Source organism: Rhizobium nepotum 39/7, from assembly GCF_000949865.1.
Lineage (GTDB): Bacteria > Pseudomonadota > Alphaproteobacteria > Rhizobiales > Rhizobiaceae > Agrobacterium > Agrobacterium nepotum.
Window position 1 is genome coordinate 142,525 of the sequence record NZ_JWJH01000017.1, and the last position, 21,295, is coordinate 163,819.

Annotated in this window: 21 protein-coding genes and 3 tRNA genes; 13 read left to right on the forward strand and 11 right to left on the reverse strand. The window is 59.3% G+C overall.

Features of this window, described 5'->3' with window-relative positions; translation table 11 throughout:
• Position 1: 1 nt before the first annotated feature.
• From RS75_RS17875 to pcsA, 4 genes are all read right to left on the reverse strand, one after another.
• Positions 2 to 922, reverse strand: a complete 921-nt coding sequence (locus tag RS75_RS17875) for an ABC transporter permease (RefSeq protein WP_045022696.1) — start codon at positions 920 to 922, stop codon at positions 2 to 4.
• The gene (locus tag RS75_RS17880; protein ID WP_045022698.1) at positions 922 to 2,013 is read right to left on the reverse strand and encodes an ABC transporter permease; all 1,092 of its coding nucleotides are present in this window, start codon (positions 2,011 to 2,013) and stop codon (positions 922 to 924) included. Before RS75_RS17880 ends, RS75_RS17875 begins: the two co-directional genes overlap by 1 nt.
• Positions 2,003 to 3,559 (reverse strand): ABC transporter ATP-binding protein, encoded by a 1,557-nt coding sequence (locus tag RS75_RS17885; RefSeq protein ID WP_045022700.1) that lies wholly within the window; start codon positions 3,557 to 3,559, stop codon positions 2,003 to 2,005. The genes RS75_RS17880 and RS75_RS17885 overlap by 11 nt, the downstream gene beginning before the upstream one ends.
• A 211-nt stretch (positions 3,560 to 3,770) precedes the next feature.
• Positions 3,771 to 4,496 carry a phosphatidylcholine synthase gene (gene pcsA / locus RS75_RS17890; RefSeq protein ID WP_045022702.1) on the reverse strand — a complete coding sequence of 242 codons (726 nt, stop codon included), beginning with the start codon at positions 4,494 to 4,496 and terminating at the stop codon, positions 3,771 to 3,773.
• A gap of 210 nt (positions 4,497 to 4,706) precedes the next feature.
• On the opposite strand from pcsA, the gene RS75_RS17895 reads away from it, so the two are divergent.
• Positions 4,707 to 5,915 carry a UbiH/UbiF family hydroxylase gene (locus tag RS75_RS17895; RefSeq protein WP_045022703.1) on the forward strand — a complete coding sequence of 403 codons (1,209 nt, stop codon included), beginning with the start codon at positions 4,707 to 4,709 and terminating at the stop codon, positions 5,913 to 5,915.
• On the opposite strand, the gene RS75_RS17900 is transcribed toward RS75_RS17895, so the two are convergent.
• Positions 5,899 to 6,837 (reverse strand): AEC family transporter, encoded by a 939-nt coding sequence (locus RS75_RS17900; RefSeq protein WP_045022705.1) that lies wholly within the window; start codon positions 6,835 to 6,837, stop codon positions 5,899 to 5,901. The two genes, RS75_RS17895 and RS75_RS17900, sit on opposite strands and share 17 nt — an antisense overlap.
• Before the next feature lie 28 nt (positions 6,838 to 6,865).
• On the reverse strand, positions 6,866 to 7,612 hold the full coding sequence (locus RS75_RS17905; RefSeq protein WP_045022707.1) for a cytochrome c biogenesis CcdA family protein: 747 nt from the start codon (positions 7,610 to 7,612) through the stop codon (positions 6,866 to 6,868).
• Between the two features lie 286 nt (positions 7,613 to 7,898).
• Here RS75_RS17905 and RS75_RS17910 point away from each other — a divergent pair.
• The 6 genes from RS75_RS17910 to nadE all read left to right on the forward strand — a co-directional run bounded on the left by RS75_RS17910 (position 7,899) and on the right by nadE (position 14,182).
• Positions 7,899 to 7,974: transfer RNA gene (locus tag RS75_RS17910), tRNA-Lys, on the forward strand.
• Positions 7,975 to 8,301: 327 nt separating this feature from the next.
• Positions 8,302 to 9,426: a hypothetical protein gene (locus RS75_RS17915; protein WP_045022709.1), complete on the forward strand. Its 1,125-nt coding sequence runs from the start codon at positions 8,302 to 8,304 to the stop codon at positions 9,424 to 9,426.
• Positions 9,426 to 11,378: an asparagine synthase (glutamine-hydrolyzing) gene (asnB, locus tag RS75_RS17920; RefSeq protein ID WP_045022711.1), complete on the forward strand. Its 1,953-nt coding sequence runs from the start codon at positions 9,426 to 9,428 to the stop codon at positions 11,376 to 11,378. Before RS75_RS17915 ends, asnB begins: the two co-directional genes overlap by 1 nt.
• On the forward strand, positions 11,375 to 11,641 hold the full coding sequence (locus tag RS75_RS17925) for an acyl carrier protein (RefSeq protein ID WP_045022713.1): 267 nt from the start codon (positions 11,375 to 11,377) through the stop codon (positions 11,639 to 11,641). Before asnB ends, RS75_RS17925 begins: the two co-directional genes overlap by 4 nt.
• Before the next feature lie 13 nt (positions 11,642 to 11,654).
• Complete coding sequence (locus RS75_RS17930; RefSeq protein ID WP_045022714.1) at positions 11,655 to 13,184, forward strand: class I adenylate-forming enzyme family protein; 1,530 nt, start codon at positions 11,655 to 11,657, stop codon at positions 13,182 to 13,184.
• Entirely contained in the window at positions 13,181 to 14,182 is a 1,002-nt protein-coding gene (nadE, locus tag RS75_RS17935; RefSeq protein ID WP_045022716.1) for an NAD(+) synthase, read from the forward strand. The genes RS75_RS17930 and nadE overlap by 4 nt, the downstream gene beginning before the upstream one ends.
• A 95-nt stretch (positions 14,183 to 14,277) precedes the next feature.
• Here the strand turns inward: nadE and RS75_RS17940 are convergent, their stop codons facing one another.
• The 3 genes from RS75_RS17940 to RS75_RS17950 all read right to left on the reverse strand — a co-directional run bounded on the left by RS75_RS17940 (position 14,278) and on the right by RS75_RS17950 (position 17,042).
• Complete coding sequence (locus RS75_RS17940; RefSeq protein WP_045022718.1) at positions 14,278 to 15,021, reverse strand: glycosyltransferase family 25 protein; 744 nt, start codon at positions 15,019 to 15,021, stop codon at positions 14,278 to 14,280.
• A 177-nt stretch (positions 15,022 to 15,198) separates the two neighbouring features.
• A complete protein-coding gene (locus RS75_RS17945) occupies positions 15,199 to 16,443 on the reverse strand; it encodes a YcbK family protein (protein ID WP_045022720.1) in 1,245 nt (414 codons plus the stop codon).
• Between the two features lie 158 nt (positions 16,444 to 16,601).
• A complete protein-coding gene (locus tag RS75_RS17950) occupies positions 16,602 to 17,042 on the reverse strand; it encodes a VOC family protein (protein ID WP_045022722.1) in 441 nt (146 codons plus the stop codon).
• A 192-nt stretch (positions 17,043 to 17,234) separates the two neighbouring features.
• On the opposite strand from RS75_RS17950, the gene RS75_RS17955 reads away from it, so the two are divergent.
• Positions 17,235 to 17,813 (forward strand): cold-shock protein, encoded by a 579-nt coding sequence (locus RS75_RS17955; protein ID WP_045022724.1) that lies wholly within the window; start codon positions 17,235 to 17,237, stop codon positions 17,811 to 17,813.
• Positions 17,813 to 18,295: a DUF192 domain-containing protein gene (locus RS75_RS17960; protein WP_045022731.1), complete on the forward strand. Its 483-nt coding sequence runs from the start codon at positions 17,813 to 17,815 to the stop codon at positions 18,293 to 18,295. The genes RS75_RS17955 and RS75_RS17960 overlap by 1 nt, the downstream gene beginning before the upstream one ends.
• 59 nt (positions 18,296 to 18,354) lie before the next feature.
• Here the strand turns inward: RS75_RS17960 and RS75_RS17965 are convergent, their stop codons facing one another.
• Complete coding sequence (locus RS75_RS17965) at positions 18,355 to 18,603, reverse strand: BON domain-containing protein (RefSeq protein WP_045022732.1); 249 nt, start codon at positions 18,601 to 18,603, stop codon at positions 18,355 to 18,357.
• 213 nt (positions 18,604 to 18,816) lie between these two features.
• On the opposite strand from RS75_RS17965, the gene RS75_RS17970 reads away from it, so the two are divergent.
• Together RS75_RS17970 and RS75_RS17975 are read left to right on the forward strand one after the other, a co-directional pair.
• Entirely contained in the window at positions 18,817 to 19,086 is a 270-nt protein-coding gene (locus tag RS75_RS17970) for a DUF982 domain-containing protein (protein WP_045022734.1), read from the forward strand.
• A gap of 216 nt (positions 19,087 to 19,302) precedes the next feature.
• On the forward strand, positions 19,303 to 20,445 hold the full coding sequence (locus RS75_RS17975; protein WP_045022736.1) for a ceramide glucosyltransferase: 1,143 nt from the start codon (positions 19,303 to 19,305) through the stop codon (positions 20,443 to 20,445).
• 55 nt (positions 20,446 to 20,500) lie between these two features.
• Here the strand turns inward: RS75_RS17975 and RS75_RS17980 are convergent.
• A tRNA-Pro gene (locus RS75_RS17980) sits at positions 20,501 to 20,577 on the reverse strand.
• A gap of 265 nt (positions 20,578 to 20,842) precedes the next feature.
• Between RS75_RS17980 and RS75_RS17985 the strand changes: the two genes are divergently transcribed.
• Both RS75_RS17985 and RS75_RS17990 read left to right on the forward strand, forming a co-directional pair.
• Positions 20,843 to 21,148, forward strand: a complete 306-nt coding sequence (locus tag RS75_RS17985) for an ETC complex I subunit (RefSeq protein ID WP_045023184.1) — start codon at positions 20,843 to 20,845, stop codon at positions 21,146 to 21,148.
• Positions 21,149 to 21,198: 50 nt separating this feature from the next.
• A tRNA-Arg gene (locus RS75_RS17990) sits at positions 21,199 to 21,275 on the forward strand.
• Positions 21,276 to 21,295 lie beyond the last annotated feature (20 nt).

A 21,295-nucleotide genomic window follows, 5' to 3' on the forward strand; every position in this document is an offset into this window, starting at 1 on the left:
TTCATCGATCCGGTACGAAGGATTTGCCCAATGATGCCGGGGTGTTGATCAAGGTCGTGCGGCGATTATGCGAGATGATGACCAGCACGACAATAGTGGCGAGATAGGGCAACGCCGAGAGCAATTGCGACGGCACCCCGATACCGAATGCCTGCGCATGCAATTGCCCGATGGACACGGCGCCGAACAGATAACCACCCGCCAGAACCCGCCATGGGCGCCAGGAGGCGAAGACGACGAGCGCGAGCGCAATCCAACCCCGCCCGGCCGACATGTTTTCCACCCATTGCGGGGTGTAGACAAGCGACAGCTGCGCACCGGCAAGACCGGCGCAGGCGCCGCCGAACATGACAGCCAGATAACGCGTGCGGATGACGTTGATGCCAAGAGCATGGGCGGAAGCGTGACTGTCACCGATGGCGCGGATCTTGAGGCCGGCACGGCTCTTGAACAGAAACCAGCCGGTGCCGAAGACCAGCGCAACGGACATGTAGAAGATCAAATCCTGCCTAAACAGCAACGGGCCGATGAAGGGAATATCCGACAGCAGCGGAAAGACGATGGGCTGCAGCTTGACGCCCGGCAGGCCGACGAAACTCTCGCCCAGCATGCCGGAAACACCGAGACCAAGAATGGTAAGCGCAAGACCTGTCGCCACCTGGTTGGTCACGAGTGTCAGCGTCAGGAAGCCGAACAGCAGCGAGAAAACCGCACCGGAAGCAATGCCCGCCAGAATGCCGAGATAGGGAGAACCGGTCATATGCGCGGCAGCAAAGGCGCAGACCGCACCCATGATCATCATGCCCTCAACGCCGAGATTGAGGACGCCCGAACGTTCCGCCACCAGCTCGCCGGAAGCGGCAAGGACGAGCGGCGTCGCGGCGGTAATGACGGTGAGGAGGATGGCCTGAAGCATATCCATCATGCCGCTCCTTCTTTATGATGCGCCTTGCCGGCAAAGACGACCCTGATGCGATAGAAGATCAGCGTGTCGCAGGACAGCACGAAGAACAGCATCAGCCCCTGAAACACGCGCGTCACCTTGTCCGACACGCCGATGGAAAGCTGCGCCGCCTCACCGCCGAGATAGGTCAGCGCCAGCACCAGCCCGGAGAGGATGATGCCGAGCGGATTGAGACGGCCAAGAAAGGCGACGATGATGGCCGTGAAGCCATAACCCGGTGAAATGCTGGGCTGGAGATGGCCGATGGAGCCGGAGGCCTCCGATATGCCCGCAAGCCCCGCCAGCGCGCCGGAGAGCAGCAGCGAAAACCAGACCATGCGGCTCGATGAGAAACCGGCGAAGCGCCCGGCCCGCGCCGATTGCCCGAGAACCGTAACCTCGAAGCCTTTCAGCATGTAGCGCATCATGAACCACAGCGCGATGGCGGCGACGATGGCGAAAACGAAACCCCAATGCGCCCGGCCCGATGCCAGCATTTCCGGCAGGACGGCGCTGTCGTTGAAGGCTTTCGTCTGCGGAAAATTGTAGCCGCCCGGATCGCGCCAGATGCCGCGCGTCAGCCAGTCGAGAAAAAGCTGCGCGACATAGACCAGCATCAGGCTGACGAGGATTTCGTTGGTGTTGAATCTCGTCTTCAAAAGTGCGGGAATACCGGCATAAAGCGCGCCGCCAATGGCGCCCATCACCATCATCAGCGGCAGGATCAGCGGCGAATGCCAATCCGGATAAAGCACCGGCAGGATGGAACCCGTGATCGCGCCGATGGTGAATTGCCCCTCCGCGCCAATGTTCCAGTTGTTGGAGCGATAACAGATAGACAGGCCAACGCCGATCAGGATCAGCGGTGCGGCCTTGATCGCCAGTTCGTGCAGCGACCAGACTTCCAGAAGCGGCTCGACGAAAAACGCGTAGAGCGCATCGATCGGGTTTTTGCCGAGCATGGCGAACATGATGGCGCCGACGAGCAGCGTCAGCACCAGCGCCAGAAGCGGCGAAAGAAGGGTGAATAGCCTCGAAACCCCTGCCCGTTTTTCAAGCTCAATGCGCATGCTGGGCGGCTCCTGACTGTGTGTGGATGCCGCCCATCAGCAGGCCGATCTTTTCAAGCGTCATCTCTTCCACCGGATGGGCCTCAGACAGCTTTCCATCGGAAATGACCGCGATATTGGTGGCGACCTCGAAGATTTCATCGAGGTCCTGACTGATGACGATGACGGCCGAGCCTGCCTTTGCAAGATCGACCAGCGCCTGGCGGATGCGGCTAGCAGCCCCCGCATCCACGCCCCAGGTCGGCTGGTTGACAACAAGCACTGCCGGCTGGCGATCAAGTTCGCGCCCGACGATGAATTTTTGCAGGTTGCCGCCAGACAGCGATCCGGCCAGCGGATCCGCACCGCTTTTGCGCACATCCATGGTTTCCGATACGCGCCGCGCCGCCGCCTTGATGGCCGAACCGCGCACGATCCGCAGAAAACCGCCGGTCAGAAACGCCTTGGCATCAGAGCGCGCCCGCGCCAGCAGCAGATTGTCGGAAAGGCTCATGCCGGGAACGGCGGCGTGGCCGTGGCGTTCCTCCGGCACGAAACCAGCCCCCATCAGCCTGCGGCCATTGATGCCAATGCGGCCGACCGGCTTGCCACGCAGATGGATGGCATCGTTGTTATAGACCGGATATTCGCCGGAGAGCGCGTCGAACAGCTCGCCCTGGCCGTTTCCGGCCACACCGGCAATCGCCAGCACTTCACCGGCACGCACATTCATGGAAATCGATTTCAACGCCACGGCAAAGGGCGTGCGCGGCGCGACGGAAAGCCCCATGACTTCGATCTGCGGCTGGCCAAGCGCTTCACCCGTCGGCCGCGACACGCTTGCGACATCGCTGCCCACCATCATGCGCGCCAGAGACGCAGGGGTTTCCTTGCGCGGATCGCAGGCGCCCGTCACCTTGCCATGGCGCAGAACGGTGGCGCGATCACAGATGCGCTGCACCTCTTCCAGTCGGTGGCTGATATAAAGCACGGAACGGCCTTCGGCTTTCAGCTTCGCCAGCGTCTCGAACAGCTTGTCCGCCTCCTGCGGCGTCAGCACCGATGTCGGTTCGTCGAGAATGATGAGGCGCGGGTTCTGCAACAGGGCTCGCACGATCTCGATCCGCTGGCGCTCGCCGACCGAAAGATCGGCCACATGGGCTTGAGGATCGAGCGGCAGGCCATAGGCGCGCGAAAGCTGTTCCGCTTCCTTGGCTATTTCCTTCAGTGAAATTTTCGGATCGAGGGACAGGGCAATGTTTTCAGCAACCGTCAGCGCCTCGAACAGGGAGAAATGCTGGAAAACCATGCCGATGCCGAGCTTTCTGGCCTCGCTTGGCGAACCGATGAAAACCGGTTGGCCCTGCCAGACTATATCACCCTCGGATGGCGAGAGGACGCCGAACAGCATCTTGACGAGCGTGGATTTGCCCGCGCCGTTTTCACCCAGAAGCGCGTGGATTTCGCCCGGCGCTATATCGAGGTCGATGCCGTTGCATGCGGCGAAATTGCCGAACAGCTTGGTCAGCTTGCGAACGGACAGGAGAGGCACGGCCTCCGGCGCCAAAGTTCCAGTCACGAATTCCCTCTCTCACCGGCCACCCATGCTTTCTGCGAAGCACTTCAGCGACCGTAGTCATTGTTCCCAATCACCGGGCAACGCGTATGCAATGCCGTATGATCATGATTTATTGATAACTGTTTTGCTGCTGCGCACAACTGAAAAAGACGCCGCTTAAATGCAATTTGCACAAGCAATAAACGGCTTTACCTTTTTCTTATTTCGCGCCGAGCGAAGGGAAAAACTGCAATATTCCGCCGATGCAGTAAAGATAGATGCCACTCGCCACAAATGCGATCACGGCCCAGGTCGGGGTTGCGAAATGCATCAGCAGCGCATAACCGCCAAGCGCGCACCACACGAACACAACAGCCAGATTGAGCGGCCGCAATCGCTTCACCCGCACCGGATGCAGGAAATTGATCGGCAGAAACGTCAGGAACACCGAAAACGTCACGACGGTCATGGCCGTGGTGGCGCTGGCATCCATGACGAACAATGTGAAAACCACCATGTTCCAGACCACCGGAAAGCCGGAGAAGAAATATTCATCCGTCTTCATGCCCATATCGGCGTAATAGATGGCGCTCGACACCACGATCATACCGGCAGCAACAAAGGATAGCGGCTCGCCGATCATGCCGCTCTGGTAAAGGGCGAAGGCGGGCAACAGCACATAGGTCACGTAGTCGATGATGTTGTCGAGCGTGTCGCCGGACCAGTTGGGCAGAACTTCCTTCACCCGAACCTTGCGGGCAATGGGTCCATCGATACCATCGACCAGAAGGGCAAGCCCCAGCCACCAGAACATATCGACGAACCGATGTTCGGAAGCGGCGACGACGCCGAGAAAAGCCAGAAACGACCCGGACGCAGTCAAAATATGAACGGAAAAGGCGCGGATTTCCGCGTAGGGAACACGCTTATAGTTGAAAATTTTCATGGTCAGCGTCTGCGCCCCGCTTTTTCATCCGCCCTGTTCACTCCGGTATGCGGCCATTCACCACGCTTTGCAACCGGCTGATCTGGCTTATCCTAAGACTAATATAACGGCACAACCAGGCAATGTTTACGCCGGGATGTTCCAGCGCCCAAGTGGATTTACCCGCGCAAAGCCACTATGATGCATTCGAAATAACAACGGATCAGGACCATGAGACACTTCGATATCGCCATCACCGGTGCGGGACTTGCGGGCCAGATCGCGGCCATCGCGCTTGCGCGGGCGGGCCGTCACGTGGCGCTCGTCGCGCCTTCCAGCGAAAAGAAGGACCGGCGCACCACGGCGTTGATGGACCAGTCCATCCGCTTCATGGACCGCCTTGGTCTGTGGTCGCGCATAGCACCTGCCGCAGCCCGTCTTTCCACCATGCAGATCATCGACGGTACCGACCGCCTGCTGCGTGCGCCGACCGTACAGTTCCGTTCCTCCGAAATCGGGCTCGACGCCTTCGGCTGGAACATTCCCAATGAGGCGCTGCTGGGTGTGCTTGGCGAAGCGGTTGAGCAGGAACACAATATTACCCGCCTCGACACCACCGCCGAGACGATCGATATCGGCAACGACCGCGTATCGGTAACGCTTGGCGACGGAGAAACCCTGTCGGCCGATTTCCTGATCGGCGCGGATGGCAGGAAATCGATGGTGCGGGATGCTGCCGGCATCGGCGTCAAATCCTGGTCCTATCCGCAGACGGCCATCGTCTTGAACTTCAGCCATAGCCGGCCGCACGGCAATGTCTCGACCGAATTCCATACGCCTACGGGTCCCTTCACGCAGGTTCCCCTGCCCGGCGACCGCTCCAGCCTTGTCTGGGTTGTGACCCCGGCGCAAGCGGAGGAGCTGACGGCGCTGCCGCTTGAGGCTCTGGGCCTCCGGATAGAGGAGCGCATGCAATCCATGCTCGGTGCCGTTACCGTGGAGAACAGCGTGCAGGCATGGCCGCTTTCTTCCATGACGGCGCACCGCTTCGGCAAGGGTCGCGTGGCCTTGATCGGCGAGGCAGCGCATGGCTTCCCGCCCATCGGCGCGCAGGGACTGAACCTCAGCCTGCGCGACATTATTGCGCTGACGGAACTGCTGGGCGCGGTCTCCGACCGCCCGATTGCAGCGGACGCCGGAAGCAGCTTCGACCGCAAGCGGCGGGCGGATGTCTATACCCGCACCCTCAGCGTCGATCTCCTCAACCGGTCGCTGCTTTCGGACCTGCTGCCGATACAGATGGCGCGCGCGGCGGGCCTGCATGTCCTCTCCGGCATCGGCACGCTTAGAAGCATGGTCATGCGCGAAGGCATCGAGCCGGGACGCGGGTTGAAGGCCCTGCCCTCGCTCCTGTTCGCCAGCTTCAAAAAGGCTGGATGAAATAAACCACGCCCGTCAGCGTGAAGACCGAAAGCACCGTCGAGATCAGGATCGTCGCCGACGCCCTCTCCTGCCAGACGTGATATTGCTGGCCGATGACGAAAACATTCGTCGCGGTCGGCAAGGCGGCAAGCAGCACGGCGGAATAGATCCACACCGGCTCGAACCGCCCCAGCGACGAGAGCACGAGATAGGCGGCAAGCGGATGCAAAATAAGCTTTGCCGGCACGATATAGCTGATTTCCACCGGCACCCGTTTCATGGGCCGCAACGCCAGCGTCACGCCCATGGCAAACAGCGCGCAGGGTGCCGCCGATTGCGCCAGATAATCCACCAGCCGCTGCACCGCCTCCGGCGGCTGCCATGACAGCGAAGCGGCCAGAAAACCGGCAATTACCGACACGATAAACGGATGGGTAATGACCTTGCGCGCCACATCCAGCGCAAGCCTTGGCGGGGAACGCTTGTCGCCGCCCGCAACCGCCATCATCGCCGGTGCGACGATGAAATGGGCGGCGTTTTCGAGACACACGATCAGTGCTACGGGCACCGCCGCTTTTTCTCCGAGCGCCAGCAGTGCAAGCCCCGGCCCCATATAACCAATATTGCCGTAGCTTGCCGCGAAACTCTGGATCGTCGTTTCCGCAAGGCTGTTTTTGCGCACGAACCGGCCGATCAAAAACACCAGCAGGAAAATGCCGTAGGTGCAGGCAAGACTGGCGGCGACGAAATCCATACGCGCCAGCTCTTCCACCGGCGTTTTCGACACCAGCTTGAAAAACAGCGCCGGAAGCGCCGCATAGATGATGAAGGTATTCAGCCAGCCCATCGCCTCGACCGGCTGTTTTGTTATGCGTGCCGCGCCGTAGCCGATGAAGATAAGGCCGAAAAACGGCAGAAGCATTCCAACGATATCGGTCACGATCTTTCCCCCTACGTCTGCGGGAGGCTTAGCCGATTTTCATCAGGATCGGAAAGGTCTCCTGGAACCAGATCGCCACATTGGTGATAAAACCGGACATGAAGGCGAGACCGGTGAGCACCAGCAGCACACCCATAAGCTTTTCCACAAGGCCGAGATGGCGGCGGAAGCGGACGAGGAAACGCATGAACGAACCGGAAAACGCCGCAGCGATCCAGAACGGCACCGCAAGACCGAGCGAATAGACCGCAAGCAGCATCGCCCCATCGCCAACCGTCTCGCGCGACGCGGCGACACCGAGGATTGCACCGAGAACCGGGCCGATGCAGGGCGTCCAGCCGAAGGCGAAGGCAAGGCCCATGACGTAGGCGCCGGAAAGCGTGGCCGGTTTACCCCCGCTCTGAAACCGCGCCTCGCGCGAAAACAGGCCGATGCGGAAAACACCGAGAAAATTGAGACCCATCAGAATGATGATGAACCCGCCGATCTTGGCGAGAATATCGAGGTTCTGGCGCAAAAGCGTGCCGACCGTCGAAGCGCCCGCGCCCAGCGCCACAAAGACCGTCGCGAAACCGAGCGTGAAGAAGAAAGCCGAAAAGAGCACGGCCTTGCGGATCTCCGGTCGCGGCGCGGTCTCCTCCGTCCTGAACTGCTCGACCGAAACACCTGCCATGTAGCAAAGATAGGGTGGCACCAGCGGCAGGACGCAGGGCGACAGAAACGAAAGAGCGCCGGCCAGAAGCGCGCTGAACAGGGAAATATCGGCAATCGACAAGAAAGAACTCCGGATCCCGCAAAGCCCACCGCGATTCTTGAGAGATTCGCCGGCGCCTCACGCTTTCATTTTCGCGCATGTCATTGCCGCAAAACGATTTCACCCGTTTGCCCGACATGTCTGAAGCAGCTTTTATCCCCAGCCACCCCCTCTCTCCAATCACCTTTTCGGGGGTGCGACAAAAAAAACCGGATTGATTGTAGAAAGCGCTTTTTTTGGGTTGACCGAACGGGTCGCTCTACCTATGTTCCGCGCACTTCCGAAGGGCAACCAAGCCCCGACATGGGAGAGCGTAGCTCAGCCGGTAGAGCAACTGACTTTTAATCAGTAGGTCCAGGGTTCGAATCCCTGCGCTCTCACCAAAAATCCCAATAAAAATCAATTAACTACCAGAGTTTTAAGACTTTGTACGGCCGATAAATGTCGCACAAGTCGCACGCGGTTTTTTGCCTTTTCGAGGGGCTTTCCACGCGCCCACCGCATCAACCTCGAAATAACGAGATCCAAAATCTCCATTGCGCTTGCGCCAGCAAGGAGTGCGTCCGCATTCATCGTCGCGATGGTATCGATGACAAGCCCGTTTCAGTTGAAAAATTATCAGGTATATAACCTCTGGTTAACGCGACCGTGGCAAAATAAACGCAATATAATTATCGACTAAAACAACAATCCGGCAAGAAACGGCGAGTATGTCTGAAGTACGTTCATTTGTTGCGGACGATCTCGGGTCCGTGGCCGAGATGTTTCACCGCAATCTTCGGAAGAAGAACGATGCCGCAACGGATGACCTGCGGGCGTATTTGCGCACCCTCTTCCTCGAAAATAAGAGTATCCATCAGGATATTCGCTCCAAGGTCTATATACGCGAAGACGGGCGCGTTTCCGGATTTCTTGGCGTGTTACCCGTAGCGATGGAGCTTCGCGACCGCCAGATCGAGGCTGCTGTCTGCTCTTCCTTTGTCGCTGAAGACCGCGAGACCGACCCCTTTGCCGGCGCGCGCCTGTTGCGCGAAGTTCTGGCAGGTCCGCAGGAACTTACTTTCGGCGAGACAATCAATGACGTTTCCACCGAAATGTGGAAGACGATGCGCGGCCAGATGCTGGCGCCATACAGCCTTGATTGGCTGAGGGTTTTGCGTCCCGCTTCATTCGGACTCGAGATTGCCACCTCGCGTTTTTCAGGCGGATTGCGTGTGCTGTCGCCATTTGGCAAGTTCATCGACAAATCTATTCTATCGCGCGTGAGCAGACGGGCGTTATCCTATTATGTACCACTTCCTGACAGGGCCGACAGCTTTACCGACGAGGCGGCTGGAGATGCCGAATTCGCTCGTCTGGCGTGTGATCTCGTCAGGAATTTTCCGCTGCATCCCGTATGGAGCGAGGAAAACCTGCTGACGATGCTTCATCACGCCAAGCGCAAGCGCCTGCATGGCGAAGCGGTTCAGCGGATCGTGAAAAACAAGGGCGACAGGCCTGTCGGGCTTTTTCTCTATCACGGAGATTCAGGCGGCGTTGGCCGCACGGTGCAGATCATGGCCGTGCCGGGACAGGAGCAGATCGTCATCGACCGGTTGATCCGCAATGCCTTCGATCGTGGTCTCGTTGCGATCAGAGGTCGCACCCAACCGGCGCTTTTACAGGCGATGATTGGACGAAAATGCATGTTCTTGCATGCCTCTTCGACAATCGTTCACTCGCGTGATCCTGACCTCGTCAAGGCCGCGACAGATGGAACGGCGTTTTTCAACGGCCTGTGCGGTGAAAGCTGGACCCGACTCATCGGCGACAGTTTCGATGAGGCAGGCACATAATGTGTGGAATTGCCGGGTTTTACCAACACTCCATGCCGACAGGCCGCGCTGAAGAGCGTCTTGCGTTGATGGCGTCACGCCTTGGACATCGCGGGCCGGATGCGCATGGAACCCTGTTACGCGGCGACGTTGGACTGGCGCATGCACGGCTGGCAATTGTCGGCATTGCAGACGGTGCGCAACCCATGTGCACGCCGGAAAACGATCTCGCCATCTCCTTCAATGGCGAGATATTCAATCACATCGAATTGCGCGAAACGCTGACCGAACGCGGTCACCGCTTCCGCACGCAATCCGATACTGAAGTCCTCCTCCATCTCTACCGGGAAAAAGGCCTGGATTGTCTTGACGACCTGAACGGCGATTTTGCCTTTGCGCTGCACGACAGGCCCAACGACAGGCTGGTAATTGCCCGGGACAGGATGGGTGTCCGCCCCCTTTATTATACGTGGCACGAAGGCACGTTCCACTTCGCATCCGAGATTGGCGCTCTTCTGGCCCTGCCGGGAATAGATGCGACGATCGATCCGGTGGCGCTGGACCAGATTTTCACGCTCTGGTTCCCACTGCCGCCGCGCACCGCCTTTCGCGGTATCTACGAACTGCCGCCGGGCCACCTGATGATCCTGCGTGATGGCGCGGCCACGGTGCGGCGGTGGTGGCAGCTGTCTTACCCCGACTTGAACGACGCACCGCCGGCGGCAAACCTCGGCGCCCAGGTGGAGGAGCTGAAAGCGCTGCTTGCCGAAGCGACGCGGATACGCCTTCGCGCCGATGTGCCGGTTGGTTCCTATCTGTCTGGCGGGCTGGATTCTTCGCTTGTTTCGGCGCTCGCCGCCCAAAACGTCACACAGGGCCTGCGCACCTTTTCCCTCGCCTTCGAAAGCGAAGAGCACGACGAACGCAACTGGCAGAAGGCGATGGTCGATAGTCTTGGCGTCGCATCGGAAACGGTTGAATGCTCGACTGGGGACATTGCCCGCTACATGCCTGAAGTCATGGAGCATGTGCAGACACCTGTTCTTCGCACCGCCCCTGTGCCGCTGTACCTGCTGGCAAAGCACGTGCGCGAACGGGGCATGAAAGTGGTGCTGACGGGCGAAGGCGCCGACGAAATATTTGCCGGCTACGACATCTTCCGCGAGGCGCGGGTGCGACGGTTTTGCAGCCGCCAGCCGCAATCCTCACGTCGCCCGAAACTGTTCCAGCGGCTTTATCCTTATCTGCCAGGGTTGAAGCAGCAGACGCCGGATTACCTTGCGCGATTTTTCGCATTCGGGAGGGAAGGAACGGACGAGCCGCTATTTTCCCACCGGCCACGTATCCGTTCGACGGCGGCAGCGAAAATCTTCTTCTCCGCAGAGTTGAAGGCGGAACTGGGCGATTACGATGCAGCGGCCGATCTTGCCGCGCAACTTCCCGAGGACTTCCGCCGCTGGCATCCGCTGCATCAGGCGCAATATCTTGAAACGTCATTCCTCCTGCCGGGCTACATTCTATCCAGCCAGGGAGACCGGGTGATGATGGCCAACGGCGTTGAGGGACGGTTTCCATTCCTCGATCCGCGTGTGATCGACTTTGCAACCGCGCTCCCACCCGAAGCGAAACTGCGCGGCCTGAAGGAAAAATACATTCTCAAGCAGGCAGCGGCCGGGCTGGTGCCGAATGCGATCATCAATCGCCCGAAACAGCCCTATCGCGCCCCGGATGCAGAGGCGTTTTCGACTGCCGCATATCTCGACACCACGCTTTCCACGCAGCAGATCAGGAACGTTGGTCTTTTCAACGCTCAGGCGGTTGAGAAACTCACAGCCAAGGTACGGCAGAAACAGGCGACCGGCTTTCGCGACAACGCGGCCTTTGTTGGCGTACTGTCCACCCAGCTTCTGCACGCCGCCCCATCTCAGAATTCCTCAACGCCATCGCACAAATCAGAAGGAAGCCCGAAATGACCACAGATATCGCCGCAGGCACGAAAGCGGAAATTCGCGCATTCATCGTCGAAAACTTTCTCTTCGGTGATGAAAGCCAGCCGCTTGGCGACGATCTTTCGCTGATCGACAACGACCTCATCGATTCCACCGGCATTCTCGAGCTGGTCAGCTTCATCGAGGAACGTTACGGCATCAAACTTGCCGATGCCGATATCGTTCCGGCCAATCTCGACACCATTGATAATATCGCCGCTTTCGTTGGCCTCAAGCAGTCTGCCTGACGGGAGACGGCGCGTGCGTATCGACAATTACCTGCACGCAAGCGCTGAGCGCCACGCCGCAAAAACGGCGCTGGTGGCGGGAGAGACGCGTCTGAGTTACGGCGATCTTGAAAGCATGAGCGAAGCTTTCGCCACCGCCCTCATCGCGCGGGGTGCAAGACCGGGGGATCGTGTCGTCCTTTTGATGGACAATGGCTGGCGCATGGCTGTTGCGATCTTCGGCTGCTGGATGGCGGGCGTGGTCATCTGCCCGGTCAACCCATCCGCCAAACCCGCCCGGCTTTCGCAGATATTGGATAGCTCCCGCCCATTTGCCGTCATTCTCGAAACACGATTGCAGAAGCTGGTTTCAGATGCAGCCGGTCCGCAACCGAAACTGCTGATTGTTACAGGCGTTGCGAACCTCACCGGCGATGATCTCGATTTCGATGCATTGCTGAGCGAACCAGCCGGCGCTGTGCCGAAGGGCCTGCCGGACACCGATCTGGCCGCGATCATCTACACATCCGGTTCCACCGGCGAGCCGAAAGGCGTAATGCTGGGTCACGACAATCTTGACGCCGCCGTGAGATCGATCACGTCCTACCTCGGCAACACCTCGAACGATATATTGCTCGGCGTATTGCCGCTTTCGTTCGGATACGGGCTTAACCAGCTGCTTTCCAGCATCTTCGTTGGCGGCACGCTGGTCATCGAAAAATCATTCGCTTATCCGCATCTGATTTTCGAGCGCATTCGTGACGAGCGGGTCACGGGGTTGGCGCTGGTGCCGACCATGCTCTCCATCATGATGCAGACACGGGATCTTTCGCCGCAGACCTTTGAAAGCCTGCGATATGTCACCACCGCCGCCGCCGCCCTGCCGGTCGCTCACGGCGATTGGCTTCGCGCCTTTCTGCCCAGCCTTCGGCTCTATTGCATGTATGGGCAGACGGAATGCACCCGCATCAGTTTCCTGCCGCCTGAATATCTGGACAGAAAACGCGGCACCGTCGGCATCGCTATCCCGGGCACCACAGCTCTGGTTGTGGACGAGACCGGTAATGTCGTGCCGCCAGGCGTTGTCGGCGAACTCGTCGTCGCCGGGCCGCATGTCATGCGCGGCTACTGGAACAATGACGCAGCCACCGCCCGCGCGTTACGCACGGATGCAACGGGCGGGATGCGCCTGCACACCGGCGATCTCTTCACCTGCGATGCGGAGGGATATCTGACCTTCGTCGCCCGCAAGGATGACATCATCAAATCGCGCGGCGAGAAGGTCGCGCCGCTGGCTGTCGAAGCCGTTCTGCAAGCCATGCCGGGCGTGACGGATGCTCTGGTTTTCGGCGTCGCGCATGACGTGTTCGGCCAGGCGGTCAAGGCGATTGTTGTCGCACCCGGCGGCGCGATGACGGAGAAAGATGTGATGCGCCACTGCGCCCAGCATCTTGAAGCACACATGGTCCCGACAATTATCGAATTTCGCGATTTCCTGCCGACGACGGATACCGGGAAGGTAAGCCGTCGTCTGGCCGCTCAAGATACGGAGAACAATCCATGAAGAAAACCACTGCAAATATCACGTCCTTTGCACCTCTGGAGCTTGATGCGGCAGCAGAGGTCGAGCGCATCGCTGAAAAAATTCGGCGCGCGCTTCGTTTCGACCTGCGCAAGCGCGGACTGGTGCTCGGCATCTCCGGCGGCATTGACTCCAGCGTCTGCGCTGCTCTCGCCGTCCACGCGCTGGGGCCACAAAATGTCTTCGGCCTGTTCATGCCGGAAAACGATTCCGACCCGGAAAGCCTGCGACTGGGGCAGGCAGTCGCAACGATGCTGGGCATGGACTGCGTGCTGGAAGATATCGGTCCCTCGCTTGCAGCCATGGGATGTTATGAAAGACGAGACGGCTTCATCCGCGAGGTCATTCCTGAATATGGCCTCGGCTGGACGTCCAAAATCGTCTTCGACAATGCCATGACAACCGGCGCTTACAATATTTCCTCTCTGGTCGTGCGTTCTCCGGCAGGCGAAATACGCAAGGTGAGACTGCACGCGAAAGCATACCTCGGCATCGTCGCGGCAACGAACATGAAGCAGCGCACCCGCAAGCAATTCGAGTATTACCATGCCGACCGCCTGAACTTTGCGGTCCTCGGCACTCCCAACCGGCTGGAATACGACCAGGGCTTCTTCGTCAAGAACGGCGATGGCGCAGCCGATATCAAGCCGATCGCCCATCTCTACAAATCACAGGTCTACCAGCTGGCGGCTCACCTTGGTATTCCCGCAGAAGTCCGCGCCCGCCCCCCGACCACCGATACCTATTCCATGCCGCAGACGCAGGAGGAGTTCTATTTCGCCCTGCCCTACGACAAGATGGATATCTGCCTGTACGGCCTGGAAAACGACGTGCCCGCAGCCGAGATCGCGGCGGCAGCGGGGCTGACGGAAGACAACGTCCGTTTCGTCTGGACCGACATCGCCGCCAAACGCAAGGTCGCCCATTACCTGCACCACGCGCCTATCCATTTCCATGACGGTGCACAGGCAAAAGCCTGACAAATAGGCTGGTGGAGCTGCCCGCTCCACCAGCCTCACCACGCAAGGCAGTGGCTACCGCCGCTTAAGCGGACCTGATAGACCGACTGCGTATCCTAGAGATACGCGTACACATAGCGCGCAATATTGTCGTAGAAACTGGAGAGATAGGCCGGAACCCGCATGAAACGGGCGAACTTGCTGCCGCGATATTCGGCGCGGGTGCCGACCAGCGTGTCCGGATCGCCGAAAGGCAGGAAATCCTTGTCAGTCACATAGACATGCGTGCCGTAACCCCAGCCGCATTCCAGCGCCCGGTCGAACGGCAGCGTCATCACCCTCGCCGCTTTCAGAAACCGTTCCGCCCCGCCGCGTGAAATGACATAACAGGCCGACGACCCCTGCGGACCATAGATGCAGCGCCCGAACGTGTCTCCGAGCGCGCTGGTCTTCCGGCCCTTGAAACCGCTGCGACGGTGGTTGGTCAGTTTCACGATCGAATTTTCCGGCATGATCGCGACCATTGCTTTGATCCGGTCGGAAAAGTCCGGCGTAAAGGTGACATCGTCCTCAACGATCACCGCCACCGGCGCATCGGTCGCGAGGAAAATCTCCAATGCTTTGATATGGCTGGCGTAACAGCCATATTCTCCGGGCAAGGCGCGACGGCCGTTGCGAAGCTCAAAGCCACGCCTGTTAAAGTCCGTCCAATCGGCAGGGGGAACGGTCTTGCCGTCGACACCCTCGACGGGACGCAGATCCAGCCCGAGGCCGGAGGCGCCGTTCAGCATCTTTTCGAGCCGTGCGCGCGCTCTGGCGATGGAGATGATGTAGACGGGAAAAGTGGAGATCGGCAGCATTCGCTAGACACCATGCGCATAGAGACAGGGAAACGTCTCCTACAGCATGGCGTGCCGTACGTCCATTCGCACGAGAGAGCCGCCTTCTCTGACGGATCTGCCTATCGAGATTTCGGACTGAACGGATTTCCGGCGCACAACGCTTCGAAATTGACTGCTGTAAAACCCGGCGGGAGATTATTTGCGCGAGGCGGTGCGGCGGCAGCGCCAGTTCCAGTCTCTTGGCTCACCCGTATCCATGTGTACCGATTCGGTGTGGCAATAGGTGCCGACACCACCACGCTCCGGCATCGATCGCAGATAGGTTGCAAGCTCCCATTTGGAGACGCCCTTGATCTGGATGTCGGCGGCATCGCAGGTGTAGTGCTTGGAACCCTGCCTTATGCCCTTCGGCGGGCGATAACCCGAGGTGACGATGGCCGGGCTGTTATAGTGGCGCTCGACATCCTTGATCATCCGCACCAGTTCCGGCTTGAAGCAACCGACTTCGACATGATCCGTCTGCAGGAAAAGGCCGTTCGGGGAGATACGGGTCAGGCCGGAGAGAGAGGCGAGCTTCATCAGGCCGGTCGGCTGGTCATCCTCGTCTTCGAGATGTGCGTCGTCGAATTCGTCAGACATTACCGAGCGGCCCGAAAGCGCAATGCCCATCGTCCTGTCTGTCGTCCCCGACAGTGCCGCAACCTGCGTGTTCTCGGCCGCACCGTTTTCGATCATTTTCGGCAGACGCTTCTTGGCCGCACCGGCGAAAAAGGCCGCAAGCGTCACGCCCTTGCCCTCGCCTTCCTGCCCTTCGCCCGTCAGTCTGGCGCCTCCGGAAGGCGGTGTGGCAACGGCGGCGAGCTGTTCCGATGCCTGTTGCGGCGCGGGCACGGGAACCGCCTGACGGTTTTCGCTGTGCTGTTCCTCGGGCAACGGAGCCTGAACCGGCGCGGCTACCGGCTGGGGCTGCGCCGCCTGAGCCGGTGCCGAATAAACGCTGCTGACGGCGGGGGCTATACCCTGCGACAATGCGCCCGTTGCGGCGACAGCACCTGCCGCCACGGCAGGTCTGGTGGAATAGATGCTGGATGTCCCGGCGGAAATCGCGGTGGGTTGCGTCGTCAGCCCGCCAATATCGGCGGCGGCGCCGTAAACCTGCGCCGGGCCGCCGGACGCCTGCTGCTGGGCCGGCGTGGCCCCACCCGCTGCCGAGGCGACGGCGGGGTCCACATAATGCCCCGGCGGCTGTTTGCCGGCCGGGCCGTTAACCGCCGATGCCGCCTGCGCCTTCTGCTCGGCGGAAATCGCCGGCTTCTTGCTGTTGGCGGCCATGTCGTCGTCGGTCACCGCCGAAACGCATCCGGAAAGCCCGAGCAGCGAAACCGCGACGACAAGACGCTGACAGGCAACACGTCCTTTCGCGCCATCGACAGTTTTCATGGGTGGCCTCCGTATCTTGCATTTACAACAGCAGCACGGGAACGGAATCGTCTGCTTTCTCCAAAACAGGACATGCCGTTTCGATTCGCGGACTATGCCTCAACCTGTCCGGACAAGGCAAGAGTGCCGGAAACCGCAGCTGCCGGCCGGGGAATCCCCTACCAGGAACCGGTATTCGGCATAGATATCCATGGTTCAGCTGGCGCGAGGCTTTCGCCCTTCTGCAAAATTTCGAAGGAAATGCCGTCCGGGGAGCGGACGAAGGCCATGTTTCCGTCACGCGGCGGCCGGTTGATGACGATACCGTTTTGCTGAAGGCGGGCGCAGAAGTCGTAAATATTGTCGACCTCATAGGCTAGATGCCCGAAATTGCGTCCGCCGGTATAGTCCTCGGTATCCCAATTATAGGTGAGTTCGAGGCACGGCGCCTTTTTTTCCCGCGCCGGAGAAATATCGTCACGCGCGGCAAGGAAGACCAGTGTGAAGCGGCCTTTTTCGTTTTCAGTTCGGCGTATTTCCTCGAGACCCAGCAGGTCGCAATAAAATTTCATTGATTCGCCAAGGTCTTTGACCCGAACCATCGTGTGCAGATACCGCATTTTCTTCCTCTCAAATACATAGGCCCGGAGGCAATAAACGCATGGTCGCAAGCCCCGGACAAGGACGGCGACATAAAAGCAGCTACGCAAATCAAAAACTAGGGCTTGCGTGGAACCGTTACCAAGATGTTAATCTGGCGCACAGGAATCAGTTGACCGGTGTATGGCGCGTAATCGAGGGGTTGGCAGGATATGGCTGATAGGATGTCATCGAAAACAATAGTCGATGTCGAGGACCTTTCGGGCGATGCCGTGGACCTGACCGAAATCACCGGCGCAGTGAAATGGTTCGACGTCGCCAAGGGTTTCGGCTTTATCGTGCCCGACAATGGCATGCAGGATGTACTGCTGCACGTCTCCTGCCTGCGCAGGGACGGATATCAGACCATTCTCGAGGGCACGCGCATCGTCGCCCTCATCCAGCGGCGTGATCGCGGCTTTCAGGCTTTCCGCATCCTGTCGATGGATCAGTCCACCGCCGTTCATCCCTCGCAGCTGCCGCCGGTGCGCACCCATGTGCAGGTGACGCCCTCGAGCGGGCTTGAGCGCGCCATCGTCAAGTGGTTCAACCGCACGAAGGGCTTCGGCTTTTTGACGCGTGGCGAGGGAACCGAAGATATTTTCGTGCATATGGAAACGCTGCGCCGTTACGGCCTGACGGAACTGCGCCCCGGCCAGGTAGTGCTGGTGCGTTTCGGCGATGGCGACAAGGGTTTGATGGCGGCGGAAATCCACCCCGACGACCCGGCCCCGATCGGGATGTCGCACTAATGACCGGCCTGTTTCGCAATAGGATGAAGAGCGCCGTTCTGGCGCTTCTTTTTTTCACGCTTGCAGGCGTTGCGCAGGCTCAGCAGCAGACCTTCACCTCCGAGCCGCTGACAATAGAAACCGCCTCCGGGAAAAACCACGACTTCGTTGCGGAACTGGCGCTCGACAATGCCCAGCGCGAACAGGGCCTGATGTTCCGCAAGTCCATGCCGCTTGAAAGCGGCATGTTGTTCGATTTCGGTGAGACACGGGACGTGGCCATGTGGATGAGAAATACCCTCATTCCGCTCGACATGCTGTTTATCGCCCGCGACGGGCGAATCACCCACATCCACGAAAACGCGGTGCCCCATTCGGAGGCCATCATAAGCTCCCGTGGGGCGGTCAAATTCGTGTTGGAACTGAATGGCGGCACTGCAAAACGCTACGGCATCAAACCGGGCGACATGGCCCGCAGTGCGCAAATCGGCAACCGGAAATGACATTGCCGCGTTATTGCGTCTGAACAAGCCGGACGATGCGTCGCCCGGCTGCGGAATGCTTAATAGACCGGCTCGATATGGCTCAGAATCCGGCAATTGGAGATAGATGCGGCAAGATTGATGGCGATATCGATCGCCTCCACCGAATCGGCCGTTCCTTCCAGATAGATCATGTCATTTTCAACGGTTGCGGAAATCCGCGACTTCTCAAGCCCTGTTTCGAAGGCCAGCGCCGAGGTGATTGCCTCACATACGCCAGCCATGCGGTCTCCGAAAAAGCTCTCCTGGATGCCTGACAAATTGAACATGTGCGTTCTCCTTCCTATGGACATTACAACGCCCGAATAGAGGTTTTGTTCATCTCCGGTTCATCATTTCGTTCATCTTCCATTCATCTTGGCAAATTGGAACCCCCTGACCGATCACTTTTTAGGTGATCGGGAACCATTTCGTGAGGCGAGCATTTCGCGCATGGGAATGGAAATCGCCGTCAAGACGCGTGAAACAGGGAGGAAGACGACATGCTGATCAACAGAACGGAGCCGTGTCACCACGCCTCGTGGATGAAGCCGGTGGCGATCCACCTGCCGCTGTCCGCCGCCGTGGAGATCTACAGCCCGCTGGTGGCGCTGGATATGCTGATGTACCGCTGGCCGGAAGAACACGGACCGGAATATGAAGAAGCGCGCAGGAATTGCCTCGATGCGATCGCCGGACGATGCGACATCGAAAAGGCGCGGGAATCGTTTCTCGCCGCAAGCAGTCACGCGCATATTCTGAACATCCACTAGTTCATTGGCCGTGATGATGACTGGGCCCTTCTTTATGGAGGGCTTTTCTTTTGCCGCCGGACAGACGCTTCGGCACCGTTTCCCGTGCCTTGCACCCTGCCCGCCTGTCGATGATGACATGTAACTGTCACGCAAACGTTATAATCCGCAGTGACGAATTCCATGGAATCGGTTGGCGGACAGACCGCCGAAAGCTAGGGAGTGAAACTGGCCAGCATGGAAACTGTTTTTGCCCTTTGCGCAATTCTCCTCCTCGCCTTCAATCTTCTCGGCATTGTTCTCGCCGGCTGGCGCCTGACGAGACGAGACACGGAAAACGAGCTTGTGCGGCGAAAACCGCCAGTCTCGCTGGTGGTGCCGCTACGTGGTGTGGAAAACTTCACGCCGCTGACGCTGTCGCGGGCGTTTCAGCTCGATTGGCCGGATTACGAATTGCTATTTTGCGTCGCCGACGAATCCGATCCGGTGATCGAGGAAGTGCGCAAGGCAAGCGCCGCCTCCCCGGCGGTTTCGGCACAATTGCTCATCGGCGACGACCGCATCAGCGCCAATCCGAAACTGAACAATTGCGTCAAGGGCTGGCGCGCCGCCCGCCACGAATGGGTCATTCTGGCCGATTCGAATGTGCTGATGCCGCAATCCTACATCGCGACCATGATGTCGGCCTGGCGGCCGGATAGCGGGCTTGTCTGCTCGCCGCCGCTCGGCTCTCGGCCGGCAGGCTTCTGGGCCCATGTGGAATGCGCCTTCCTCAACGGTTCACAGGGCCGCTGGCAATATGCGGCGGAAGCCATCGGCATCGGTTTCGCGCAAGGCAAATCGATGTTGTGGAACAAGCCGTTTCTGGAGGAGCGTGGCGGCATTCGCGCACTCGCCGCCGAAATCGCCGAAGACGCCGCCTCTACGAAACTGGTCAGAAATGCCGGCCGCAAGGTGCATCTGGTCTCTGCCCCGTTCGAACAGCCGCTCGGCCAGCGCAATGCCGGCGAGATCTGGTCGCGGCAGACCCGCTGGGCGCGGCTGCGGCGCGTGACCTTCCCGCAATATTTTGCCCCGGAAATCCTGACAGGCGGGCTTCCCCCGCTTCTCTTCGCGCTCGGGGCCGCCGTTGCGGCGGATGCAGACCTCACCGTCACCGCCATCGCCGTGCTCGCCGCCATGTACGGCCCGGAACTGGCGCTCACAGCCCTCAACCGGTGGCCCGTATCCATCTATACCCTGCCGGCCATGATCGCGCGGGATATGATCATGCCCTTCGTCTGGATACGCAGCTGGATCGGCAGCGCGGTCGCGTGGCGCGGCAATGTCATGACGATCGGCACAGCCGAAAGCACATTGGCCGGCCCATCGGCGGACTGAACGAAAGCTTTTCCTTTAAGGAAGTTACACCGACAAGCGAATATTTCGCTTTAAATGGTCGGAGTGGAGAGATTCGAACTCCCGACCCTCTGGTCCCAAACCAGATGCGCTACCAGGCTGCGCTACACTCCGCCGAGGCGATGGCTGGGGAATACACGGTTCACCCGAAGTCCGCAACAGGGAAATTCATCTTTGTTGAACCGTTGCCATGATCGGCGGAAATTGGTGCCTATGTGAAGAGAGCACCATCAGGCGGCAAGGGATAATCGTCTTGACTCTCACATGAAGTCGGTCCATTTCAAATTCAGCGTTCCTGACACGATTTGGTTATTCTATTCAGGTACGTGAAGAGTAATCCGGGGTGTATGCCCCGCCGCCCAACCGGAGCAGTTTCGACATGTCTGCGAAGATTTACCGCCCTGCAAAAACCGCCATGCAATCCGGCACGGCGAAGACCAATGTCTGGGTTCTGGAATTCGACGCCGAGGTACCGCGCAAGATCGATCCGATCATGGGCTATACCTCCAGTTCAGACATGAAACAGCAGGTCAAGCTGACATTCGAGACCCAGGAACAGGCCGAAGCCTATGCGCAGCGCAAGGGCATCGAATACCGCGTCATTCAGCCGAAGGACGCGACCCGCAAGGTTGTTTCCTATCCGGACAATTTCCGTTTCAGCCGCACCCAGCCCTGGACGCATTGAACGAAACGCACTGAAGACTTTCCGCCGGAGCAATGATCGCCTGGCACAACGGCCCCTTAGCTCAGCTGGATAGAGCGTCGACCTTCTAAGTCGAATGTCGCAGGTTCGAATCCTGCAGGGGTCGCCACTTCTTCTTAAATTATTGGT